General features: G+C 64.4%; 18 protein-coding genes and 1 tRNA gene. 9 read left to right on the forward strand and 10 right to left on the reverse strand.

Annotated features, from left to right (window positions below):
* Positions 1–13: 13 nt before the first annotated feature.
* The 3 genes from ACNI3R_RS08485 to ACNI3R_RS08495 form a co-directional block, all read right to left on the reverse strand.
* Positions 14–901, reverse strand: coding sequence for a cobalamin B12-binding domain-containing protein (locus ACNI3R_RS08485; protein ID WP_426181960.1), 888 nt, complete (start codon positions 899–901; stop codon positions 14–16).
* The gene (locus ACNI3R_RS08490; RefSeq protein ID WP_426181963.1) at positions 868–1,293 is read right to left on the reverse strand and encodes a hypothetical protein; all 426 of its coding nucleotides are present in this window, start codon (positions 1,291–1,293) and stop codon (positions 868–870) included. The genes ACNI3R_RS08485 and ACNI3R_RS08490 overlap by 34 nt, the downstream gene beginning before the upstream one ends.
* A 130-nt stretch (positions 1,294–1,423) precedes the next feature.
* On the reverse strand, positions 1,424–1,999 hold the full coding sequence (locus tag ACNI3R_RS08495; RefSeq protein WP_426181965.1) for a hypothetical protein: 576 nt from the start codon (positions 1,997–1,999) through the stop codon (positions 1,424–1,426).
* Positions 2,000–2,297: 298 nt separating this feature from the next.
* Here ACNI3R_RS08495 and ACNI3R_RS08500 point away from each other — a divergent pair, with 298 nt between their 5' ends.
* Positions 2,298–3,113 (forward strand): type 1 glutamine amidotransferase domain-containing protein, encoded by an 816-nt coding sequence (locus ACNI3R_RS08500; RefSeq protein WP_426181968.1) that lies wholly within the window; start codon positions 2,298–2,300, stop codon positions 3,111–3,113.
* 566 nt (positions 3,114–3,679) lie between these two features.
* On the opposite strand, the gene ACNI3R_RS08505 is transcribed toward ACNI3R_RS08500, so the two are convergent.
* The 3 genes from ACNI3R_RS08505 to ACNI3R_RS08515 form a co-directional block, all read right to left on the reverse strand.
* Positions 3,680–5,860: a KAP family NTPase gene (locus ACNI3R_RS08505; protein WP_426181971.1), complete on the reverse strand. Its 2,181-nt coding sequence runs from the start codon at positions 5,858–5,860 to the stop codon at positions 3,680–3,682.
* 213 nt (positions 5,861–6,073) lie between these two features.
* Positions 6,074–7,477 carry a cytochrome P450 gene (locus ACNI3R_RS08510; RefSeq protein WP_426181974.1) on the reverse strand — a complete coding sequence of 468 codons (1,404 nt, stop codon included), beginning with the start codon at positions 7,475–7,477 and terminating at the stop codon, positions 6,074–6,076.
* Complete coding sequence (locus ACNI3R_RS08515) at positions 7,470–8,600, reverse strand: hypothetical protein (RefSeq protein ID WP_426181977.1); 1,131 nt, start codon at positions 8,598–8,600, stop codon at positions 7,470–7,472. The genes ACNI3R_RS08510 and ACNI3R_RS08515 overlap by 8 nt, the downstream gene beginning before the upstream one ends.
* Here ACNI3R_RS08515 and ACNI3R_RS08520 point away from each other — a divergent pair.
* The gene (locus ACNI3R_RS08520) at positions 8,587–8,907 is read left to right on the forward strand and encodes a hypothetical protein (protein WP_426181979.1); all 321 of its coding nucleotides are present in this window, start codon (positions 8,587–8,589) and stop codon (positions 8,905–8,907) included. The genes ACNI3R_RS08515 and ACNI3R_RS08520 overlap by 14 nt on opposite strands.
* Before the next feature lie 72 nt (positions 8,908–8,979).
* On the opposite strand, the gene gyrA is transcribed toward ACNI3R_RS08520, so the two are convergent.
* The 3 genes from gyrA to yaaA form a co-directional block, all read right to left on the reverse strand.
* Positions 8,980–11,736 (reverse strand): DNA gyrase subunit A, encoded by a 2,757-nt coding sequence (gene gyrA, locus ACNI3R_RS08525; protein WP_426181982.1) that lies wholly within the window; start codon positions 11,734–11,736, stop codon positions 8,980–8,982.
* Between the two features lie 144 nt (positions 11,737–11,880).
* Positions 11,881–12,054 (reverse strand): hypothetical protein, encoded by a 174-nt coding sequence (locus tag ACNI3R_RS08530; protein WP_426181984.1) that lies wholly within the window; start codon positions 12,052–12,054, stop codon positions 11,881–11,883.
* A 77-nt stretch (positions 12,055–12,131) separates the two neighbouring features.
* Positions 12,132–12,893: a peroxide stress protein YaaA gene (yaaA, locus tag ACNI3R_RS08535; RefSeq protein WP_426181986.1), complete on the reverse strand. Its 762-nt coding sequence runs from the start codon at positions 12,891–12,893 to the stop codon at positions 12,132–12,134.
* Positions 12,894–13,089: 196 nt separating this feature from the next.
* Here yaaA and ACNI3R_RS08540 point away from each other — a divergent pair, with 196 nt between their 5' ends.
* The gene (locus ACNI3R_RS08540) at positions 13,090–14,364 is read left to right on the forward strand and encodes a tetratricopeptide repeat protein (protein ID WP_426181988.1); all 1,275 of its coding nucleotides are present in this window, start codon (positions 13,090–13,092) and stop codon (positions 14,362–14,364) included.
* Positions 14,365–14,443: 79 nt separating this feature from the next.
* Here ACNI3R_RS08540 and ACNI3R_RS08545 read toward each other — a convergent pair whose 3' ends face one another.
* Positions 14,444–14,920, reverse strand: a complete 477-nt coding sequence (locus tag ACNI3R_RS08545; protein ID WP_426181991.1) for an Lrp/AsnC family transcriptional regulator — start codon at positions 14,918–14,920, stop codon at positions 14,444–14,446.
* A 193-nt stretch (positions 14,921–15,113) separates the two neighbouring features.
* Between ACNI3R_RS08545 and ACNI3R_RS08550 the strand changes: the two genes are divergently transcribed.
* From ACNI3R_RS08550 to ACNI3R_RS08575, 6 genes are all read left to right on the forward strand, one after another.
* Positions 15,114–16,982 carry a sensor histidine kinase gene (locus ACNI3R_RS08550; protein ID WP_426181993.1) on the forward strand — a complete coding sequence of 623 codons (1,869 nt, stop codon included), beginning with the start codon at positions 15,114–15,116 and terminating at the stop codon, positions 16,980–16,982.
* An 85-nt stretch (positions 16,983–17,067) separates the two neighbouring features.
* Positions 17,068–17,143, forward strand: a tRNA-Ile gene (locus ACNI3R_RS08555).
* Positions 17,144–17,323: 180 nt separating this feature from the next.
* Positions 17,324–18,592: an FAD-dependent oxidoreductase gene (locus ACNI3R_RS08560; RefSeq protein WP_426181996.1), complete on the forward strand. Its 1,269-nt coding sequence runs from the start codon at positions 17,324–17,326 to the stop codon at positions 18,590–18,592.
* Positions 18,589–19,041, forward strand: coding sequence for a c-type cytochrome (locus ACNI3R_RS08565; RefSeq protein WP_426181999.1), 453 nt, complete (start codon positions 18,589–18,591; stop codon positions 19,039–19,041). Before ACNI3R_RS08560 ends, ACNI3R_RS08565 begins: the two co-directional genes overlap by 4 nt.
* A 259-nt stretch (positions 19,042–19,300) precedes the next feature.
* Positions 19,301–20,992 carry an ATP-binding response regulator gene (locus ACNI3R_RS08570; RefSeq protein WP_426182002.1) on the forward strand — a complete coding sequence of 564 codons (1,692 nt, stop codon included), beginning with the start codon at positions 19,301–19,303 and terminating at the stop codon, positions 20,990–20,992.
* Positions 20,989–21,906 (forward strand): response regulator, encoded by a 918-nt coding sequence (locus ACNI3R_RS08575; protein ID WP_426182004.1) that lies wholly within the window; start codon positions 20,989–20,991, stop codon positions 21,904–21,906. Before ACNI3R_RS08570 ends, ACNI3R_RS08575 begins: the two co-directional genes overlap by 4 nt.
* Positions 21,907–21,926 lie beyond the last annotated feature (20 nt).

The raw sequence follows: 21,926 nt of genomic DNA on the forward strand, positions 1-21,926 counted from the left end.
GGGGGAGGGCGCCCTACGCCCGCGCAGCGCCGTGGAATGCAGCCGCTGAAAGGTCGAACAGTTTCTGCGCGACAATGACGGCGGACGGCGCGTTAGGGGCCGTGGCGTCTGCACCGACATCCTGAGCAAGCGACGGATTGGCGGTGAACATCGGCCCGCCGACCATGATGCCGACCGCCTGATTGCGAGATTCCCGGCGTATCTGCGCAATCGTCGAGCTCATGCTCTCGAGTTGTCGCTCCGATCCCGCCGTAAGCCCGACGACCGCAAACCAGCTGTTCTTGGCGACCTCCGCGATGTCAGCGGACGTTCCCTCAAGCTCCGTCCGGACCTTCCAACCGGCAGCCAGCAGGAACCGTTCCACGATCTTGATCCCGAAGGAATGCTGGTTACCCGGCGTCATCGCCATCAGGACATGGCGACGTTCGTCCAGCGCCAGCAGGGTATAGGTGTCGTTGAAGATCGACAGCAGCTTCTGCAGCCGGGCGACGCCCAGGGTGACGTCGATGAAATCACACTCGTCGCGGTCCCACATCTCGCCGAGAAGGCGCGCGGTAGGCTCGATCAATTCGAGGAACAGCGTGTCCATCGAAAGCCCACGGTCGCGGAGAACCAGCACATAAGCGGCGGCAGCCTCCAGATCACTGCCGAGCACGATGTCGGCAAGGCCCGTGATATCGGCGCTGGTCGGGGCCAGCGTTTCGATGACGAGCTTGACGGGCGGGGCAGCCGGAACAGCCTCGCTATGCAGCCTGAGCAGCCGCGGGACTATCTCGTTCGACACGATGCGCGCCAGCTTCGCCTGGCGCTCTGCCACGTCTTCGCGGCGATAATATTCCGGAGCGATAAAGTGCGTTTCGAGCCGCTTCAGGCCTTGACCGTCGATTGCCGGTCTCGCCAACGGACTGATCGCCTGCCCCATAAACTCTCTCCGCGCCCCGCCTTGGTGGCGATCGCAATGTCTGAGATCAACACATCGGACGGCAGGTGTCGATAGCTTAGGTTGCCGCTGCACCATTTCCCGTAGGCTCTGGGTCGCGTGGACATATCCGGGGTTGTGGGTGGCACGCGCGGCAACCCCTTGAATAGAGGTGCGCAGTAAGCATCCCGATCATCCGCCAGGGCCATTCCGCCGAGGACCTCGACCCCGTCGACCCGACCTCGCGTTTCGGCCAGCACGACCATGTCCGGCGCTCCGGCGGGCTGGATGTCCAGCATACCCTCGGCATGCTCTCCCGCCTGCCCGAGCGCGATGATCTCACCGAGGCGTTCGACGCTGATCCGCAACAACATCCAGCGCGTCGTGTGGCGGGCTGGTGTCCGAGTTCGGTGCTTGTGCTCGGTAAGGAGGATTCGCTGCTGCTCGGGGCGTGAGATTGGTGGGGGCATTTTGACAGGGTTGATTGCAGGCTGACGGTACCGTTCAGTCCGGTACTGTGGCAGCTTCTTTTCCGACAAAGCCGAATTTCAATTCGCCCCTCGCGCCGGCCAATCGCATTGCCGAAAGCAAGCAAAAATATCGCTCCATAGCCGTTGGGGACGCTTTCCGAGAGCCGGAGGGTGGTTCAACGGCGAACATATCGCCGAACGGTCGGATCGCTTCGCCCTTCTGTAAACCGCAGTGCATTTCCAAGGCTTCGGCGAACGGGGCGTCGCTCGCGAAATCAGTGCGACGGGGAAGGCCTTCAAGCAGCCCCAAAGCGGATAACGCGGCCTCTGCCTCGGCAATCGTCTCGGGACGGTGCAATTCCTCAACGAAAGCGTCGTACTGACTGTCCAACTCTGGGTCCGCAAAAATCACAATCGCGCCTGCTGCAGCATCACGGATGCATGCAAACTTTGCTGCTGTGCCTTTCGCGGAAGGACCGACCACAATCGTATAGGACTGGAGATCGTCGTGGTAGGACACACTAAGCCCGTGCTCGGAAAGGCCGCATCCGACGAGCTTCCGGGTTATGACCTCCTCGTACGAGGGCGGGGGCTCGGGAAGTGCGTCCATAGCCCGATCTAAATGCATCACGGAAGATTCCGCAATCGCGCGCTGTTATCTCAGTGTGGCACTGTAAATGAAGCTGCGCCTCGCCAACGCGACAGATCGCGAATTGGCCGCTGCACCGCATGACAATGACTGCACGTCATCGTCATTCCGAGCTGCGCCATCCCAAGCAGGGACATGGTGGCCAGCCGATCGCGGTTATAACAGTTCCATAACGAAAATTATGGCTGCGTACCTTTCCTCTTGGATTTCATGATCGCCGCTCGTGCCTATCTCTCCTTCGCAACCAGGGAGCGATGGAATGTTCGATAGACGCGGGATCCTGACCGGCATCTCCGCCGTAGTCACGGCGGCAGCCATGACGCCGGTAACGGCGGCCTTGGCGCGCTCCGTCCTCTCATCACGCAAAGGAACCCTTCCGATGGCCCGTATCCTGATGATCGCCACCTCCGCCGATCGCATGACCCCCGGCACAGAGCCGACCGGCGTCTGGCTCGAAGAACTGACCACGCCTTATTATGCCTTCCGCAATGCCGGGGCCGACGTGACGCTCGCCTCGATCAAGGGCGGGGCCATCCCCGTCGACCAGCGCAGCGTGAATGCGGATGGCGAGAACGATGCCTCGGTCGAACGCTACCTCAAGGATGCCGCGTTTCAGGCCGAGGTCGCCAACACGCCCGCCTTCACCAGCATCGATACCACCGGCTATGACGCAGTGTTCCTGCCGGGCGGGCATGGCACGATGTTCGATTATCCGGGCAGCGAAGAGCTGGCCCGCCTGATCGAGCGGTTCGACCGCGAGGGGCGCATCGTCGCCGCCGTCTGCCATGGGCCTGCCGGTCTCGTATCGGCGAAGAAAACCGATGGAACGCCGTTCGTGGCAGGCAGGCGCGTTGCCGCCTTCACCGACAGCGAGGAGCGCGCGGTGGGCCTCGATCAGGCCGTGCCGTTCCTGCTCGAAACCCGCATGAAGGAACTCGGCGCGCATCACGAGGGCGGCCCTGATTTCCAGCCCTTTGCCCTGCGCGACGGCAACCTCATCACCGGCCAGAACCCCGTTTCGGCAACCCGCACTGCCGAACTGGTGATGGAAGCGCTCAAGGCAAAAGCGGCCTGAGCGTGGCTGCGATGACAGTGCGGCTAACCAGCTTTCGGTGTTGCTGATGCGGCGGAGGGCATAGTGCCCGCTGCGCAAGACCGGGCGGTTGCCGCACTGCCATCGCATTTCGTCGCCTTCGACCAAGACGGTTATGCGACACTCCGCCGCTTGACCGCATTCACGATGAGGGAGAGCGTCCTGCTATGTTGGCCCACGCTACTGTGCTTGCCGTCGCAACAGTCTCTGCGTCGATACCCACGATCGACGAATTCCGAGGTGCTGCGGCAGCCTGTCGGGTCGATCTTCGAACCTATCCGGAGCGCGGCGGCTACGCGCCCTCCGCAAGATACTCCTTGGAGAGCGGTGCGGTGCTTATTCGGAAGGGCATCGACGCAGATCGCATAGCCTGCTTATCCGACTGGGCACAAAAGCGGGGACTCATCGTGGTGCTGGCTTCGGAATTGTAGCGGACGACATAGGCGGCCGCCCGGCGGTGTCCTTACTGACGCCCCGGATTGTGGGTGGCCCGGCCGGGCCGACATGGAAATCAATGCACTGGCACCGTCATCGAGGTCGTCGCTAATTTAGGCCTCAACCTGCCCGACATCCGGGTCAAAGTCAGGATCGCGACCGAGCAATATTGCGCGAAGCCTACGTAGGCACCCCATTAACCAATCGTCTAATACAGGTGGGGGCCCGCGAAAGATGGCGTCTAGCCTAGCGGAAATCGTCTCACCATCGAAAAACTGCTCCAGCGAATCTCGATCGGCGCTGTAGCCGGGCGGCACCACGAGCGCAGCGTAAGTGGTGAGGGCTTCTACCGAATTAAGCTGGCTTGTGAACGAGGATCGCAATTCATCGTCCCAGCAGTTGAGATTTCCCAACACATAGATCGCCTCGACATTAGGCAATCTGCGAAGTGCCGTCCCTTCGAGAACCGCAGCACGATAGCGCGGAATCTCTGATTCAAGCAGCCGGGCTAGCTCTTCCGCCTCATATGTCGCGTCTCCTCCTCGGGCTTGGCTGTGTTTTGTCATCCCGAGGGCGAACAAGTTCTTTCGGATAACGCCGGGCACGATGATTAGATCGCCAGCAGCAATAAGTGCGTTGATCGCGTGTTGCACACGCTCGCGGGTCGGTTTGCTGGCGGCACCAAAGCGCAGGAGCGTCGCCGTCGCGTCGTCAGCGACCCACCGAGATTCTTCGGGCCCCCACACCCAATCATGGGCCCTGACGATGGTTTCAGCGATGAGCGGCCAGAACGTCACATCACCACTTGGGGGCAATTCCGGCAGAAGTTCTTCAACTCCCGATATCAGATCGCGGAGCTGCCTATCCAGATCAGCGCTGGTCATAAACGCAGTGAGACTGGCGCTATCGTTGGCCAGCCATGCCGCTTGGACCTCGCTGCGCGTCACCATCTCCGGAGGGTTGCCGAGGTACAAGGCTCGTATCAGGTTCCGGCGCTTTGAGAGACGATCGGCTGCGACAGGCTCGCTCTGCGTTTGACGACGCTGAGTTTCTTCAGCGAAACGAGGAAATAGCATTCTAATGACCGGCTCATGCTGGGCCGCTTGTTCACCCAGAACGGCTGTTACCGAGGGTGGTTCGTTCCTCCCTCCTGCTGCTTGCAGGCGCGACACGACACGTGAGGCCATTTCTTCATCGCCGGGGTCATCGACCATTTGTTCGAGCTCGCTGGCGATCGCATCGCGCAGGGTGGGGGCCTTCGCGATCAACCATGAATAGGACAGCACGTCGTAGAACGCTATTTCATTCCCCAGGATCGCATGAAGGGTCGCGAAGGAGCCCATCAGGCGTTTCACATCACGGGGCGTCCTGATCAAGCGCTTCATCGTAGTGAGCAGGAGCTGTTGCTCCTCGTTCGGTTCCGGCAAAACAAGGTTGTATTCGATGAAGCCCGCATTCAAGAGGGCGTCAATATCGCCCGGAAACAGGGGCCGGAGAGGAATTGCATACTGGATGATCTTTTCCAGATATGCCTCGCCTGTGGTTCTAATTTCGTCGGGGTTCCGCCCCTTGCCAAGCGCATCGGCGACGCGTCCCGGATCGTAGGCTACCAAATAGGAAATGCCGCGGATCTCGCCGACAGCCTTAATGAGTTGGGCAACCGCCCGAACCTCTTCATCCTCAACGCGGTCGAGTTCGTCGATAAGAACGACAATCGCACAGTTCGACGCGGCAATTTTAGCTTCGAGCGCCTTTCGGTCTTCTTCCGGCGACGCCTCTTTCGGGGCGCGTAGAAGAACTCTTATGCCGTTGCTCACAAACCCCCAAGCTTTTGTGACCTTTCCAGCACCGCCATGGACGTCCGCATATGCTGCAACCGCTTTGCCCGTCCAGTCGATCGCAGACCAATATCTGTCGAGCGATCGGACCAGTTCCTTCCGGTTCTCGGCCTTGCTACGCCCCATCGCTTCGCGAAGTAAGTTGAAATAGGCGCGAACGAGTTCGTCGCGTCCATTGAAAAGCCATGGGTTGAACGTCGTTACGATAACATTGCTCATCGAACTCAGTTCAAGCTGGAGCAACTTCAGAACGCTCGACTTACCGAGCCCCCATACGCCCGTAAGACCGATCACAAATCCTGTCGCCCGCCGTGCGGTTAGATTTCCGTCACCATCTTTGATGTCATGGACCAGCGACCGAGCGAGGCTCGTGACAAACGGCCCGCGATCCAGACGGTCTTGTTGCGTACCACCAATTGCCCGGTCTTCTCGGGCGATATTACTAACGAAATCCATCACGACCCCCGGCCATCATCATCTCCCGTTTGAGGACGATTGCAACCGGATCGGCTGGAGTTGCTGTGCATCCGAATCAACGGCAGCTTTCGGGAGGCTGTAATTTGCGCGGGAATGGCCTGGGTTAGGGCGCGAAGCCGACGTACAAGTGCTCCGCGCAATTGTTGGCCTCTGGGTTGCTTCTGAAAGGCCCCAGTAAACGCGTCTCCGCGCTTACGCCCTCGACGCACGCTCCCCAAAAAACAACTGCACCGCTTCTTTCGGCCGCAGCGTCAGCCGGCTCACCGGTTCGGGCCGCGCGATGTGCTCGGGGTAGCGTAGCCGGAACGCGCGGACGATGCTGGCGATGATCAGCATGCCTTCCTGCTGGGCGAAGCCCGCGCCGATGCAGATGCGGGGGCCTTTGCCGAAGGGCATATAGGCGCGGCGGCTGGCTTCGGCCTGGTCGGGGTCGTCGAACCGTTCGGGCGCGAAGGCGTGGGGGCATTTCCAGTTGTTGCGGTTGCGCTGGATCAGCCAGGGCGAGATGACCAGCATCGCGCCCTTCTTCAGCCATTTGTCGCGCAGCGTCAGGTCTGCGGTCACTTCGCGCACGAAGAAGCTGACCGGCGGGTAGAGGCGCAGCGTTTCCTTGAACAGGTTGCGCACCGCCGTCATGCCGCGCAGCGATTCGAAGCTGATCGGCGCGCCCGCCGTCTCGCGCTCGATCTCCGCCACCAGCGCGTCCTGCGCATGGGGGCATTCGGCGAGGAGGTAGAGCGCCCAGCTCATCGCCGAGGCGGCGGTCTCGTGTCCCGCCAGGAAGATCGTCGAGATCTGCTCCATCAGCTCGACATAGGTGAAGGGCTGGCCGGTGCGCGGATGGCGCGCTTCGAGCAGCGACTGGAGGATGTCGTCCTGCGCCTCGCCGGTGCCCGCGTGCCAAGCATCGTAGCGGGTCCGCACGATCGGGCCGAACACGCCGTGGATCGCCTGGGCGGCCTTTTCGGCGCGCTTGCGGTAACCGAGCAGCGGCAGGCCGTAGAGCTTGAGCATCGCCGCCGGCTGGACGTTCTTCTGATAGCGGTGGAAGGCGTGGTAGATATGCTCTGCGCTGTCGGCGTCGAGCTTCACCGAGAAGATCGTGCGATAGATGATGTCCGCCGCGACATGCGTCATCAGCGGGTCGACCTCGATCGGGCGGCTGCGGTCCATCGCCGCGATCGTCGCGAGCAGATCGTCGACCGCCGCCTGCATCGCCGGGAAGACGCGCTTCAGGTTGGTGTGGGCGAAGGCGGGGTTGACCATCGTCCGCTGCTCTTCCCAGTCCTGCCCATTGGCGGAGAAGACGCTGTTGCCGATCAGCGGATCGAGCAGGTCGTTGAGGAAGCGGTGCTTGGGGAACGCCTTTTCCTTGTCGTCCATCACCCGGTCGACCACCGACAGGTCGTTGGCGATGTAGAAGTCGAGGCGGGGCAGGCGGATCTCGCCCATCTGCATCGTGTAGCTGCGCTCGAACAGCGTGTGGATCCAGCTGTTCCAACCGGTCAAGAAGCGCTTGACCAGCGATGCCTTGCCCCGGTGCGGCACGGGGTAGGGCGGGATGAAGCCGCAGTCCTCGGCCTGGGGATCAGCCATGATTGTCGGCCTTGAACGCCTCGATCGACGCGGCGAGGGGGCGGGCGCCCGAGCTTATCCCGATATAGTCGAGCGGGGAGAGTCGGTCGAAGGTCCGCAGATAGTCGAAATGCGTCTCGTACTTGTTGCGGCGGCGCGCCTTATAGGTGGCCGGGTCGCAATATTTGAACCAGCGCGGGCTGGTCTGGAACAGCCGGGCGCGGCGGGGCTGCTGGCAACTGATGCAGGGATCGATGCCCGCGATGCAGGCGCCGTCGGTGATCGATCCGATATCGAGCCAGTGGAAGTCGCCCTGGCCGACCGCCTCCAGCTGCGCGTGAAAGCGGTGGCTGTCCTTGCGGTTGCCGATCAGCGCGATGCAGGAGCCGAGGGTGACGAGGCTGAACCGGTCGGGCAGGGCGCATCCCTCGGCCGCCAGGATGCGCGCCATGATCGGCACCGCCATGATCGAGCCGTTGCTGTGGGTGACGAACAATATCTCGTCCCAGTCCTCCGACAGGCTCGCGCGGATGCGGTCGGCGAAGGCGGCCATGCGATCGTCGACGTCGCCCGGCAGGCGGTCGCCCGCGAGCGTGTCGTTGAAGATGATGAAGCGCAGCAGCCAGAAGCCCTGGATCTTGCGCACCACGAACATCGCGACGGCAAGGCCGACCAGCGCGGCAGCGAGCCCACCCCGGAGGGGCCCGAGGAGGATCGCCGCCGGCAGTGCGAGCAGCAGCCCGAACAGCACGGGCAGGAGGATCGTCGAGACGCCCGGATAATAGAAGGCGAAGCGCACGCCCCAGGGGAATTTGCGCACGATCGGCCAGTCGAGCAGGCGGGTGAAATTCCAATAGGCGCGGACCGAATGGCGCAGCAGCCCGATCGGGTTCTTCACCCAATGGGCGCGGATCACATCGTCCCAGCCGAGGAACTCATGTTCGGTGACAGCATCGTCGCTGCGATCCTCGACCGTCCAGCCGACCGAATGGGGCGGCAGCCGGCGGCGCTTGCCGACCGCGATGTCGTGACCGCTGGTGCGCGCGTAGAGAGCCGCCTGCTCGGCATAGAGCTGGTGGTAGAAGCGGGCACCCCTGGGATCGAAACCGCTGAGATAGAATATTTTACGCTTGAACCCCGGCATAGCCACCGCTTACTCGATCCTCATGGCCGACCAGGAACGTCACTATTGCCTTTTCATGGACGGCACCAAGCATAATCGCAACGCGGGGTGCCGGGCGCACGACAATGCCTATGGCATATATGGCGGGGGGACCGAGCGCGACCGGCGCGCGGCCGATCTGGCGCTCTATCGGCACATGCGGGCGAACCGCGACCCGCTGGCGCCGCTCGTGCTGTTCTTCACGACCGTCTATGGCTGGTTTTTCTTCAACTATCATGGCCGCCCCTGGCGCGGGCAGCTGGTGCGCAAGATCTTCCGCAACTACTGACGGAAAGCGCGATGGCGCGGGTCTGTTGGCCCGCTGACGGTGCGGGGGCGGCGTGATGCCACCCCCGGAACCTCACGCGTCGCCGTCGCCATCCCCGGCGCCGTCGGCGAGATCTTCGCCGATCACCGCGCCATCGTCGGGGGCGATTGTCTGCTCGCCGTCGCCCAGATCGACCTCGGCATCCTCTTCGCTTTCCTCGATCCGCGCGGCGCCGACGACATGCTCGTTGTCGGACACGTTGAACAGGCGGACGCCGGCCGAATTGCGGCCGATCACGCGGGTGTCGCCGACCGACAGGCGGATCAGCTTGGCCTGGTCGGTGACGAGCATCAGCTGCTCGCCATTATGCGCCGGGAAGCTGGCGACCACCGGGCCGTTGCGCTCCAGATTGTCGATATTGCCGATGCCCTGGCCGCCACGGCCGGTCCGGCGATATTCATAGGCTGAGCTGCGCTTGCCATAGCCATTGGCGCACACGGTGAGGATGAACTCCTCGGCCGCCTCGAACTCGGCCATGCGCTCGGGGGACAGGGTCGGCTCGGCCCCATTGTCCTTCCAGGGGGCGGCGCGCAGATAGGCTTCGCGCTCCTCGGTCGACGCCTCGAAGCCCTTGAGGATCGACAGCGAGATCACCTCGTCGCCATCCTTGAGCAGGATGCCGCGCACGCCGGTCGAGGTGCGGCTCTGGAACTCGCGGATGTCGGTGGAGGCGAAGCGGATCGCCTTGCCCGCGCGGGTCGCCAGCAGGACGTCGTCGCTCTGGGTCAGCAGCGCGACACCGATCAGGCGATCGGTCGCATCCTCGTCGAAGCGCATCGCGAACTTGCCGTTGGTCGGCACATTGGCGAAGGCGTCCATCGAGTTGCGGCGGACATTGCCATGCGCGGTCGCGAAGACGACGTGAAGCGAGCCCCAGCTTTCCTCATCCTCGGGCAGCGGCAGCACGGTGGTGATCTTCTCGCCATCGGCCAGCGGCAGCAGGTTGATCATCGGCCGCCCGCGCGCCTGCGGCGCGCCTTCGGGCAGGCGCCACACCTTCTTGCGATAGACCTTGCCGTGGTTGGAGAAGAACAGCACCGGCGTGTGCGTGCTGGTCACGAACAGCTCGGTGACGGCATCCTCTTCCTTGGTCGCCATGCCCGAGCGGCCCTTGCCGCCGCGACGCTGCGCGCGGAAGGCTTCGAGCGGGGTGCGCTTGATATAGCCGCCATGGGTCACGGTGACGACCATGTCCTCGCGCTCGATCAGGTCCTCGTCGTCGATGTCGTCGCCGGCAGGCGCGATCAAGGTACGGCGCGGCGTCGCGAACTCGACCAGAACCGCGTCGAACTCCTCGACCATCACCTGATAGAGGCGGACGCGGTTGCCGAGGATTTCGAGCAATTCGGCGATCGACGCCGCCAGCTCGGCCAGCTCGCCGCCGATCTCGTCGCGACCGAGTGCGGTCAGGCGGTGCAGGCGCAGGTCGAGGATCGCGCGGACCTGCGTCTCGGAAAGCTGATAGGTGGGCGCGTCGCCGATCGTGTCGACCGCCTCGACCAGCTTGATGTAGGATTCGATCTCGTTGCGCGGCCATTCGCGCGCGAGCAGCGAGGCGCGGGCCTCGGCCGGGCTGGCCGAACCGCGGATGATCCGCACGACCTCGTCAAGATTGGTGACAGCGATCACCAGCCCGAGCAGGATATGGGCGCGCTCGCGGGCCTTGTTCAGTTCGAACTTGGACCGTCGGGTGATCACCTCCTCGCGGAACTTCACGAAGGATTCGATGATGTCGCGAAGGTTGAGCGTCTCGGGGCGTCCGCCACGGATGGCGAGCATGTTGGCCGGGAAGCTGGTCTGCGCCGGCGTGTGGCGCCACAGCTGGTTCAGCACCACGTCGGGGGTCGCATCGCGCTTCAGTTCGAGCACGATGCGGACGCCGTGGCGGTTGGATTCGTCGCGGATGTCGGAGACGCCCTCGATCCGCTTGTCCTTGGCGGCTTCGGCGATCTTCTCGACCAGACCGGACTTGCCGACCTGATAGGGAATCTCGGTCAGCACGATCGAGCGGCGGTCGTTGCGGCCTTCCTCGACGACATGGCGCGAGCGCATGATGATCGAGCCGCGGCCCGTATGATAGGCCTGGCGCGCGCCCGACTGGCCGAGGATCATCGCACCGGTCGGGAAGTCTGGCGCGGGCACGATCGCCATCAGCTCGTCGATGCTGATCGCCGGATTCTCGACATAGGCTTTGCAGGCGGCGATCACCTCGCCCAGATTATGGGGCGGGATGTTGGTCGCCATGCCGACTGCGATGCCGCCGGCGCCGTTGACGAGCAGGTTCGGGAAGCGCGCGGGCAGAACCTGCGGCTCCGAACGCGAGCCGTCATAATTGGGGGTGAAGTTGACCGTGTCCTTCTCGAGATCCTCGAGCAGGGTCATCGTCACCTTGGCAAGCCGCGCCTCGGTGTAGCGCATCGACGCGGGCGGATCGGGATCCATCGAGCCGAAATTGCCCTGGCCGTCGATCAGCGGGACGCGCATCGCCCAGTCCTGGGCCAGGCGGGCGAGGGCGTCATAGATCGAGGAGTCGCCGTGCGGGTGATAATTGCCCATCACGTCGCCGACGATCTTCGCTGACTTGCGATAGGGACGGCCCGCGACGAAGCCGCCTTCCTGGCACGCGTACAGGATGCGGCGGTGGACCGGCTTCAAGCCGTCGCGCACATCCGGAAGGGCGCGCGACACGATCACCGACATCGCATAGTCGAGATAGCTCGACTTCATCTCGTCGACGATCGAGATCGGAGAAATATCGCTGTTTTCGATGGGCGGCGGTACGCTGGCCAAGTCTTACGGTCCGTCTGTTTGAAGCGCCAAAACACCCCGGAACGGGGCGTCAGATGCTCCTAACGGACGATGTGCCTCATGGCTAGTGCAATGCGCCCGGACCACACCGCTACATGGTCGGGCGGACGGCATGACAAGGCGGAATCAGCTCGCCAGCATATAGACGGCCAGCACCATCGCTAAGGCGATGATCACCAGCCCGAGGCCCCAGCCGAGGACATTGCGGGTCACATGTGGGGTCGCGCCGGCCCGCGCCTCCTCGGTGCTGAGATGCACGGCTTCCTGATCGTTGCCGTCGGGGCGCACATGCGTGTTCATGATGATCTCTCCACTTAGCTACCCGCAATCAACGGGTGGAGAGAGGGGATGTTCCTGCCGGGAGGCGGGCCGCAGGCTCAGCGCTGTCTGACGAACCGCCAGACATGCTCGTCCGAGTCCGCCGCGACGAAGGCATAGCCGTCGCTGTCGAAACCCTTCAGATCTTCCGGCTTGCCGATGTGATGCTCGCACATCCAGCGCGCCATCATCCCGCGTGCGCGCTTGGCGCCGAAGCTGTTGAAGACGAGCCCCTTCGGACCATTTTCGCGGAAGTCGATCGTCACGATCCTGACGCCCTTGGGTGGGGCCTGTTCGACGACGTGCCAATATTCCTTGCTGGCGCAATTTATGATCGTGTCCGACCCTTCGGCCAGCAGATCGGCGGCGAGCGCATCCGACACCTTGCTGCCCCACATCGCATAGAGGTTCCGCGTCCGTCCGGGCGCCCAGCGCGTGCCCATTTCCAGCCGATAGGGACGGATCTGGTCGAGCGGTTTCAGCAGCCCGTACAACCCCGACAGGATGCGCACATGATCCTGCGCATAGCGGATCGCCGGCGCGTCGAGGGTTCGCGCTTCCAGCCCGACATAGACGTCGCCCGAAAAGGCGAAGAGGGCAGGGCGCTCTTCCTGTCCGGCGAAGTCTGCATAGCGATCGGCGTTGAGCTGCGCGAGCTTGTCCGAAATGCTCATCAGCTTCGCGAGCTTCTTCGGACCAAGCCGCGACGCCGCCTCGGCGGTGGCGAGCGCCTCGTCCGCGAAGCGCGGCATGGTCGGCGCGACGTCCGGCAGCGGGGTGGAATAATCGAGGGATTTGGCGGGCGAAAGCAGCAGGAGCATGGTCGAGCCCTAACCGTGCAGAGGGCGCGGATCAACCTCGCCGGTTCAATATGCATTCAGCGAACGGTTATCATAGAGCGACGAGTTAAGCCGGTTCATTTCGGCCGCGCTTGTGCGCGGGCGAGGGAGCGATTAGTCAACCGGCGTGTTTTACCGTCGGCCGTCCCTTTCGGCCGTCGATCAGGAGGCCTGAAGAATGAGATCCACGTCCCGCTATGCGCTTGTTGCGGCGCTTGGCTTCGCGCTTACCGCCGTTGCGCCGGGTGCCCCTGCCTTCGCCAAGAAGAAGGAAGAGGCTGCGACCCCGCAGCTCAAGATCGGCGACGCAGTCCGCAAGCCGCTGGCGGAAGCCGACGCCGCGACCAAGGCGAAGAATATTCCCGCCGCCGAAGCCGCTCTTGCGCAGGCGAGGCAGGCCGCGAAGACCCCCGACGAGCAGTTCGTCGTCGCGCAATATGGCCTCAATGCTGCCCAGGCGAGCGGGGATCAGGCCAAGTTGTCGGCTGCGCTCGACGAAATGATCACGACGGGCGAGGCGGCCGGCAAGCTGCCCGACGACCAGCGCGCCAAATTCTACTGGTTCCAGGGCCAGTTCGCTTATCAGGCCAAGAATTATGCGAAGGCCGAAGCAGCGCTGACCAAGGCGATCGCGGCGGGTTCGACCGAGGCCGACGCTTATGCGGTCCTCGCCGACGTTCAGAACCGCAACGGCAAGCCCGCCGAGGCGCTCACTACGCTGCAGAAGATCATCCAGACCAAGGCCGCCGCCGGCCAGCCCGTCCCGACCGACTGGTATGGCCGTGGCGCCGACATCGCTTCGCGCGCCAAGCTGCCGGGCGAGTTCGTGAAGATTACGACCTCCTGGCTGACCGCCTATCCGGTCAAGCAGAACTGGCATGATTCGCTGTTCATCTATCGCCAGATGGCGGGCCTCTCGGGTGAGAATGATCTCGACCTGCTGCGCCTGGCCCGTGCGGTCGACGCCCTGCCGCTGTCGGCGCAGTCCAACTATGTCGACTATGCGCTCGCCGTCTATCTGCGCTTCCCGAACGAAGCCGTCGACGTCCTCAACGAAGGCATCAAGGCAGGTAAGCTGAACCCGGCGACGAGCCAGAACACCCGCGAGATCATCGCCCTGTCGCAGCCGAAGCTCGGCCCGGACAAGGCCTCGATCCCGGCGGCGGTCACTGCTGCGAACGGCCCGAAGGCGACCTTCAAGTCGGCGATGACCACCGCCGATCTGCTCTACGGCTACAAGGATTTCGCCAAGGCGGCGGACATCTACAAGATCGCGCTGACCAAGCCGGGCGCGGACGCCGCGCAGGCGAACTACCGTCTCGGTCTTGCTCTGGCCCAGGCCGGCGACAAGGAAGGCGCCAAGGCGGCCTTCGACGCCGCTGGCACTGCCGGCAATTACGGCATTCTGTCGCAATATGCGAAGGTGTGGGTCGACCACCCCGCCGCGTCCTGATCGACAAACCAATGAGAAAAGCCCCGGTCGGAGCGATCCGGCCGGGGCTTTTTCATGGCTTCATCGCTCGAAGGCGGTATCAGGCGCCGTCGACGGGAATCCCCGGCACGTCCTTCGACGTGCGGATGGTGAGTGAGGTCTTCACGCTCGCGACATTGGGCGCGGTCGTCAGCTGCGAGGTCAGGAACTGCTGGAAGGCCTGAAGGTCGTGGGCGACGATCTTCAGGATGAAGTCGATCTCGCCGTTCAGCATGTGGCATTCGCGCACCTCCGGCAGGGCGGCGACATGGCTTTCGAACTGGCGCAGATCCTCCTCTGCCTGGCTGCGCAGCGAAACCAGCGCGAACACGGTGATGCCATAGCCGAGCGCGGCTGCGTTGAGCCGGGCATGATAGCTCTCGATGACGCCCGCTTCCTCGAGCGCACGGACGCGGCGGAGGCAGGGCGGTGCGGTCAGACCGGCCTTGCGCGCCAGATCGACATTGGTCATCCGGCCGTCCTCCTGCAGCTCATGGAGGATGGTTCGATCGATAGCATCAAGCGAGGGTGCCGACATGGAGTAACCTTTCAACGATTACCCCATTCCTTAGAATAAAGTTACGGTCTCCTGCAATAAAAATAGAAGGCTGCGATGCCGACCAAAGCCCCTTTGCGCGGCGGGCGGTTGCGTTCTACTATGAAGCGAAGGGGGACCGGTTCGGTTCATTCGTTCGGCACCGATCGGAGGCGGGCCTTTGCGGTTTGACGATATGTTGGCCACCTTGCTGGCACAGCCGACGCCCACGGTCGACGCGCGCATATTTTTGTGGCGGCAGGTCGTGGACGTGCTGGCGCAGGGGCGGGGCCATCGGGTCGACGATCCGCTTGTCGATGCCCCGCGCGCGGTCGACGCCTATAATTTCCTGCGCGCCACCCGGCCGGAAATTCCCGCCGATCTGCGCCTTGCCGCCGGACGGGGGCTTGCCGGGCGTCGCGTTCCGCCCGAACTCGTCCTGCTGTTCGCCGAGGATCTGCCGCACATCGCGGCGCCGATGCTGGGCCATGTTCTGCTGTCGTCGCAGCAATGGCTCGACCTCCTGCCTCGCCTGTCGCCCAGCGCGCGCAACCTGCTGCGCAATCGCCGCGACCTCGGGCGTGCGGTCGAGCAGGCGCTCGAAGGCTTCGGCTCCACCGATTTCCTGATCCAGGGGCCCGTCGAAGCCTCTCCCTCCGCCCTGGCGCCGCTTGCCGCGCCGATCGATGCGCTCAAGGCGTCGGCCGAAATGGTGGCGCCCGCTGTCGCCGCATCGACGCCGGCCGACATGCCCTTCGCAGCATCCTTCGCTCCCCAGGCATCGCCACCGCTTGCTCATTATGATGTCGAGGGCGATGCGGAACCCGTTGTCACGGCAGCGATCCCCGATCTGCCAGAGCCTCCCTCGGCGCCGGGCGACAGCCAGATCAGGGAGCTTCTCTCCCGTATCGAAACCTTCCGCACCCGCTATCCCGCTCCGGGTCCGGGGGATGTGGCGGGGGAGGCGGCGGCCGAGGCGTCGGAGGACGCCGCCGACGTGCCGCCGCATGCCGAGAATTTCCGGTTCGAGACCGGCGTCGATGGCGTGATCTGCTGGGTGCAAGGCGTTCCGCGCGGCCCGGTGATCGGCGAGACGATCGCGGTCGCGGCACATCAGACCGACCATGGCGTCGATGGCCATGCGGCCGGCGCCTATCGCAGCCGCACGCCCTTCCGCGACGCGCGCCTGACAATAGCCGGGCATGGGCCGGCCTCGGGCGAGTGGCGCATCTCGGCGGTGCCCTTTTTCGATCCCAAGGACGGCCGTTTCAGCGGCTATCGGGGAACCGCCCGCCGCCCCCGCGCCGACGAGAATGCCGCCAGCCTCTCGACGCCCCGGCCGGCGACGGAAGAGCCCGCCGTGCAGGATTCGCTGCGCCATCTGGTCCACGAGCTGCGCACGCCGCTCAACGCGATCATCGGTTTTTCCGAGATGATCGAGGGGCAGGTGCGGGGACCGGCCGCTGCACCCTATCGCAGCCGCGCACAGGAGATATTGGAGCAGAGCAAGAAGCTGCTCAGCGCGGTCGAAGATCTCGATCTCGTCGCCCAGGCCAAGCCGGTCGAGCAGGGCTTGGCGGCCGATGCCGTCGACCTGTCGGCGATCCTCGCGCGCCTCCACGGCAGTTTCGAAGAGGTGGCGTCCGAGCGGGCGAGCGGGATCGCCTTCCGCATCGATCCGACCCTGCCGCCGGTCGCCGTCGACGCCGCGACGGTGGAGCGCATGCTCTCCCGTCTGCTTGCCGCGACCATCGCCATGGCGGGGGAGGGCGAACGGATCAGCGTCGATCTGCAGCGCGACCCGCGCCGCGCGAGCCATTTGCTGCTGACCGTCCTGCGCCCGCGCGCGCTCGACGGGCGAGACGAGAAGATGCTGCTCGATCCCGGCTACAATCCCGGCGGCAACTGGCCCGACGCACCGGTGCTCGGCCTCGGCTTCGCGCTCCGCCTCGTGCGCAACCTCGCCATCGCGAGCGGCGGCATGCTCGAGATCGATTCGACGCGCTTCTATCTCAGCCTCCCGCTCGACGATCGCGGCGGCCGCGCTGAACAGGGCGCGCGCTGATCCACCCTCTGTTGCGAGGCGTGCGACGCACGCACGACCCTTGCCGCCGCCGCCGCCCTTCGCTATCGCCGGGCGGCGCTGGTCGGGGCCTGTAGCTCAACGGTTAGAGCTGGCCGCTCATAACGGCTAGGTTGCGGGTTCGAGTCCTGCCGGGCCCACCAGCGCGATCCTCCCTAATTCTTTCTTCCCCGGTTCGTCGCCAAGCCGAGCGGCCGCCTTGGCTCTGTTCTATCCGCTCTCCGGATGCCCCCAACCGGCTGGCGGAGAGTCGCAATACGTAAAATGCGCCATTGGCCCCCCGGCGGGGCACCCGCAACTTTCCGGAATTGCGGGGGAAGCAAATGGCCGGAGCGAACAGGGACAAGGTCGGGCGCAGGGCGCTTTTGCGTCAGGCGGGGGCGGCGGGGATCGTTGCGGGCTTGAGCGCTTGCGCGCCGGTGGGCTCGAAGCGGCTGGCCACCGCAGCGAAGCTGGCCCGGCTCGACGGCACCCGGACGCTGGTCCCCTTTCGGGCGACCCCGCGCGAGATCGTCGACGTCAAATGCTGCCTCCGTCCGCTGCGCGCGGCGGGCCCCAATCTGGGCACCGAGATGGTCGGCGACACGCTGGTCGTACACAATTACGGTCATGGCGGCAGCGGCTGGTCGCTGTCCTGGGGATCGGCGGACATCGCCGTCGGCAAGGCGATGACGGCCTTGCCCCGCGACATCGCTGTGGTGGGTTGCGGGATCGTCGGGCTGACCACCGCGATCGTCGCCCAGCGCGCCGGCCTGAAAGTGACCATCTATGCCCGTGAGCTGATCCAGAAGACGCGCTCCTTCCGCGCCAGCGGCTCCTTCACGCCGGATGCGCGCGTCGCGCTGGCCGAGCCGGCCGGCGCCGCCTTCGGCCCGCTATGGGAGCAGATGGCGCGCCTGTCGTGGAAGACCTTCCGCACCTTTCTCGGCCTGCCGGGCAATCCGGTGGCGTTCAGCGACAGTTTCGCGCTGTCCGACGAACCCATCAAGCGGCGCGTCTGGCCGGCCGATCCGGCGATTACCGAAAGCTGGAAGCCGGGCGGGCTGCCCCGGCAGAATGTGGAGTTCGGCCACTATATCGATCGCATCCGCGACATCGTGCCGCCGGGGACCGATCTGACTCCGGAGGAAAATCCCTTTCCGGTGGCCTATGCCCAGCGCTCGTCGAACATGTATTTCAACTTCGCCAGCTATGCCCACTGCCTGCTGTCCGAATTTTTCGAGCGGGGCGGGCAGTTCGTCATGCGCGATTTCGCCAGTCCGGCGGAGTTCGCGACGCTGCCGCAGAAGGTCGTCATTCATTCGACCGGCTATGCCGCGCGCGATCTGTGGCGCGACAATACGATCATTCCGGTGCGCGGGCAGACTGGCTGGCTCATGCCGCAGCCGGCTGTCGACTATGGCGTGCGCTATAAGAATATCTCGCTCCTCTCAAAGGCGGACGGGGTCGTGGTGATGAACAACAATCCCGAAATGGGCGACATGCTGGGCGTCGGCGATTCGAACGAACTGCCGAACCGAAGCGCGATCGAGGAGGGGCTGGCGATCATCGCGCCGGTTCTTGCCGCCGCCCGGCCGGAGCGGCTGGCATGAACGGTCGCATCGCCATCGCGCTGGCGCTCGCGGCGGTCGTGTGGACCTCGCTCGCCATTGCCGCCGGTCCATCGTCCGTGCCCGCACCCAGTGTCCGGCAGGGCGCCTACACGGCAGAGCAGGCGAAGGCGGGGGCCCGCACCTATGCGATACGCTGCGCGGTCTGCCACGGCACGCGCCTGGAAGGCAGCTATGAGGTGCCCGCGCTGACCGGCAAGTTCGTCGCGCACTGGGCCGGTCGGCCGATCTGGCCGTTGTTCGACTATGTATCCCGAGCGATGCCGCAGCCGGCACCCGGTTCGCTCTCGCCGGCGGAGAACGCCGCGCTGATTGCATTCTTGCTGGAGGCCAACGGGCTGCCTGCGGGCGCCAAGCCGCTCCCGGCGGATCAGGCGGGACTTTCTTCCATCCCGTTCGAAGCGCCCGCCATCACCACTGCAGCGCGTTGAAAAGGCGGAGAATTGTGCGACGCAAGATGAGTTCGGAAACGCCCTAGCTTCATCGAGCCATGCTCTGCGTAGACAAAAGCACTGGATTGCTTCGACTGCAAAGGATTGTTGTTGCGTTGCAACAGAAGATTGCGCAGCATGATCGAACAGGGTTGGGCGATTCCAGGGGGCGGGAATTGGTCGTGACACAAGGGCATTGCGTCAAAGCCAGGAGCGTGCGGTCGGGGCGGCTTGCTCGGCTATCGGGAACAGCTGTCCAGTGACTACGCTGGCGCCCCGTTCCGCTCTCGACGCCGCTGCCTCCGAAGCGGTGCGCGATCCGGCGGCGGACAACGGGGATCGCCGCTATCTGCAGGGCATGGCGCTGATCCTTGCCGCCTGCGTTCTCGACTGCATCATCCTTGTCCTGGAAATCGGCACCGATGGCGCGGACTGGCTCTACTGGAGTCTGCTGGCGCTGGTGCAGTTGCTGATCGGCGCTGCCGCCTGGGCGTGCTTCCGGATGTTTCATCGCCAGTCCCGCCGGATCGCCGAACAGTTCGAGCAGATGCAATTGCTGCGGCGAGCCAAGGAGGCGGCCGAAACCGCCAATGTCACCAAGAGCCGCTATATCAGCAATGTCAGCCATGAGATTCGCTCGCCGCTGAACGCCATCTATGGCTATGCGCAGCTGATCGAGGGCAATGACGGCAGCGGCGCCAAGGAGGCGGTGCGCGTGATCCGTCGCTGCGCCGAGCATATGACCAGTCTGGTCGAAGGGCTGCTCGACGTTGCGCAGATCGAACATGGCGTGCTGCGCGTCCGGTCGGAAGTGGTGCGCCTCGACAAGTTCATCGACCAGCTGATCTCGATGGTGCGGCCGTCCGCCGCCGCCAAGGGGCTGCAGCTCCATTATGTCAAGCGCGGCCGGCTGCCCGAGCATGTGCGGACGGATCCGAACCGCTTGCGTCAGGTCTTCCTCAACCTTCTGTCGAACGCCATCGCCTATACCGACAGGGGATCGGTCACGCTCAGCCTCCATTATGCGGCGCAGGTGGCGACCTTCGAGATACGCGATACCGGGCGCGGGATCAGCCCCGAGGACCAGCCCACCATCTTCGATCCGTTCGCGCGGGGCGGAGCCGAGCATGTCCTGTCGAAGCCGGGGGCGGGGCTGGGGCTCTCCATCTCGCGCGCGATCGTCGAGATATTGGGCGGGCAGCTGGAACTGGTCGAGAGCGGGCCGACCGGCACCAGCCTGCGCGTCACGCTGCTGCTGAGCGAGGTGATCGCGCGGCAGGTGACCGCCGACAAGAAGCCGCAGATCGAAGGCTATCACGGGCCGCGCCGCTCGATCCTGATCGTCGACGACGACGCCGACCAGCGCCAGTTTCTCGATGGTTTTCTCGGCGGACTGGGGTTCGACGTCTGGTGTGCGCCCGACGGCGAGTCCGGGGTCGCGCTTTCGCTCGACCAACAGTTCGATCTGGTGCTGCTCGACATCAGTCTTCCGGGCATTTCCGGCTGGGCGACGGCCTCGGAATTGCGCCTGCGCGGCGGGTCGGCCCTGCGCATCGTCATGCTGTCGGCCAACGCCCACGAGTTGCACCGGCCCGACTTTCCAAACCCGGTGCACGATCATTTCCTGACCAAGCCGGTCAGCTTCACCGCGCTGATCGAGACGATCGGGGCCCAGCTCAAGCTCAGCTGGCGGTTCGAGGCGGTCGAACCGGTGCCGCGCAAGGATAATCCGCGGGGATCGGCAGCTCCCTTGAGTGCGGAGCTCGAGGAGCGGCTGCAACGCATCGGCGAATTGCTCAAGATCGGTCACTTTCGTGGGTTGGAGGACGCGATCCGCCAACTCGCCGATCAACATCCGCAGGCCGAGCGGCTGAGTTTGGAACTGTTCGACCGGCTGGACCGGTTCGATCTCGAAGGCATGGCGCGACTTGTCGAGGAGTATGACGGGTGAATATTCCGGGTCACAGCGATACGGTCCTCATCGTCGATGACGAACCGGACTCGCTGCGTGCGATCAGCCGTGCGCTCGAAGCCGCCGATCTCGCCGTGCTGGTGGCGACTTCGGGCAAGGCGGCGCTGGAGCGGTTGCAGCACATCGTACCCGACCTGATCCTGATGGATGCGGTCATGCCCGAAATGGATGGGTTCGAGGTCACCGCACAGATCAAGAAACGGCCCGAGCTCCATCACGTCCCGGTCATCTTCATGACCGGCCTGACCGAAAGCGAACATGTCGTCGAGGCGTTCGAGGTCGGCGGCGTCGATTATGTGAAAAAGCCGGTGCAACTGTCCGAGCTGGTCGCGCGCGTCCGCGTACATATGGCGCAGGGCCGGGCGGTGCAGGCCAGCGTCGCCAGCCTCGATGCGACCGGCCGGCTGATGATCGCCACCGACACGCGCGGCAATCTGCTGTGGTGCACGCCAGGCGCCGAACAGGCGATAGGCGGGCTGGTGCCCGGATGGCGACGCGGGACCGAACTTCCGCCGGCCATAGGGCAGAAAGTCGCGGCGCTGGTCGAACGCGGCAGTCCGGGATCGTCGGTCAAGATCGGCCCGCCGGGGTTCGCCGGCAATCTCGAGCTGGTGATCATCGCCCGCTACCGGGGCGACGAGGTGCTGATCCGGATCAACCAGCTCGACCCTGAGAAGCATGTCCTGCGCCTGCGCGACCAGCTGCAGCTCACCCACCGCGAGGCGGAGGTGCTGCTGTGGGTAAGCTATGGCAAGGCCAGCATCGACATCAGCGACGTGCTGAACATCAGCCCGCGCACCGTCCAGAAACATCTCGAGCGCATCTACGAGAAGCTGGGCGTGGAGATGCGTTCGGCGGCTGCCGCGATCGCGACGAGACTGCTCGATCAGTAGAGCGTCCGCCGCGATCGCCT

The sequence above is a fragment of the Rhizorhabdus antheiae genome, assembly GCF_049889055.1.
In the GTDB taxonomy this organism is placed as follows: Bacteria; Pseudomonadota; Alphaproteobacteria; order Sphingomonadales; family Sphingomonadaceae; genus Rhizorhabdus.

Bases quoted from the DNA above. Each gene is read 5' to 3' on its own strand.
- ACNI3R_RS08550 (WP_426181993.1), top strand. From the start codon at position 15,114: ATGTTGGCCACCTTGCTGGCACAGCCGACGCCCACGGTCGACGCGCGC.
- ACNI3R_RS08515 (WP_426181977.1), bottom strand. From the start codon at position 8,600: ATGCCGGGGTTCAAGCGTAAAATATTCTATCTCAGCGGTTTCGATCCC.
- ACNI3R_RS08545 (WP_426181991.1), bottom strand. From the start codon at position 14,920: ATGTCGGCACCCTCGCTTGATGCTATCGATCGAACCATCCTCCATGAG.
- ACNI3R_RS08530 (WP_426181984.1), bottom strand. From the start codon at position 12,054: ATGAACACGCATGTGCGCCCCGACGGCAACGATCAGGAAGCCGTGCAT.
- ACNI3R_RS08505 (WP_426181971.1), bottom strand. From the start codon at position 5,860: ATGGATTTCGTTAGTAATATCGCCCGAGAAGACCGGGCAATTGGTGGT.
- ACNI3R_RS08565 (WP_426181999.1), top strand. From the start codon at position 18,589: ATGAACGGTCGCATCGCCATCGCGCTGGCGCTCGCGGCGGTCGTGTGG.
- ACNI3R_RS08560 (WP_426181996.1), top strand. From the start codon at position 17,324: ATGGCCGGAGCGAACAGGGACAAGGTCGGGCGCAGGGCGCTTTTGCGT.
- ACNI3R_RS08500 (WP_426181968.1), top strand. From the start codon at position 2,298: ATGTTCGATAGACGCGGGATCCTGACCGGCATCTCCGCCGTAGTCACG.
- yaaA (WP_426181986.1), bottom strand. From the start codon at position 12,893: ATGCTCCTGCTGCTTTCGCCCGCCAAATCCCTCGATTATTCCACCCCG.
- ACNI3R_RS08490 (WP_426181963.1), bottom strand. From the start codon at position 1,293: ATGTTGTTGCGGATCAGCGTCGAACGCCTCGGTGAGATCATCGCGCTC.
- ACNI3R_RS08510 (WP_426181974.1), bottom strand. From the start codon at position 7,477: ATGGCTGATCCCCAGGCCGAGGACTGCGGCTTCATCCCGCCCTACCCC.
- ACNI3R_RS08540 (WP_426181988.1), top strand. From the start codon at position 13,090: ATGAGATCCACGTCCCGCTATGCGCTTGTTGCGGCGCTTGGCTTCGCG.
- ACNI3R_RS08495 (WP_426181965.1), bottom strand. From the start codon at position 1,999: ATGGACGCACTTCCCGAGCCCCCGCCCTCGTACGAGGAGGTCATAACC.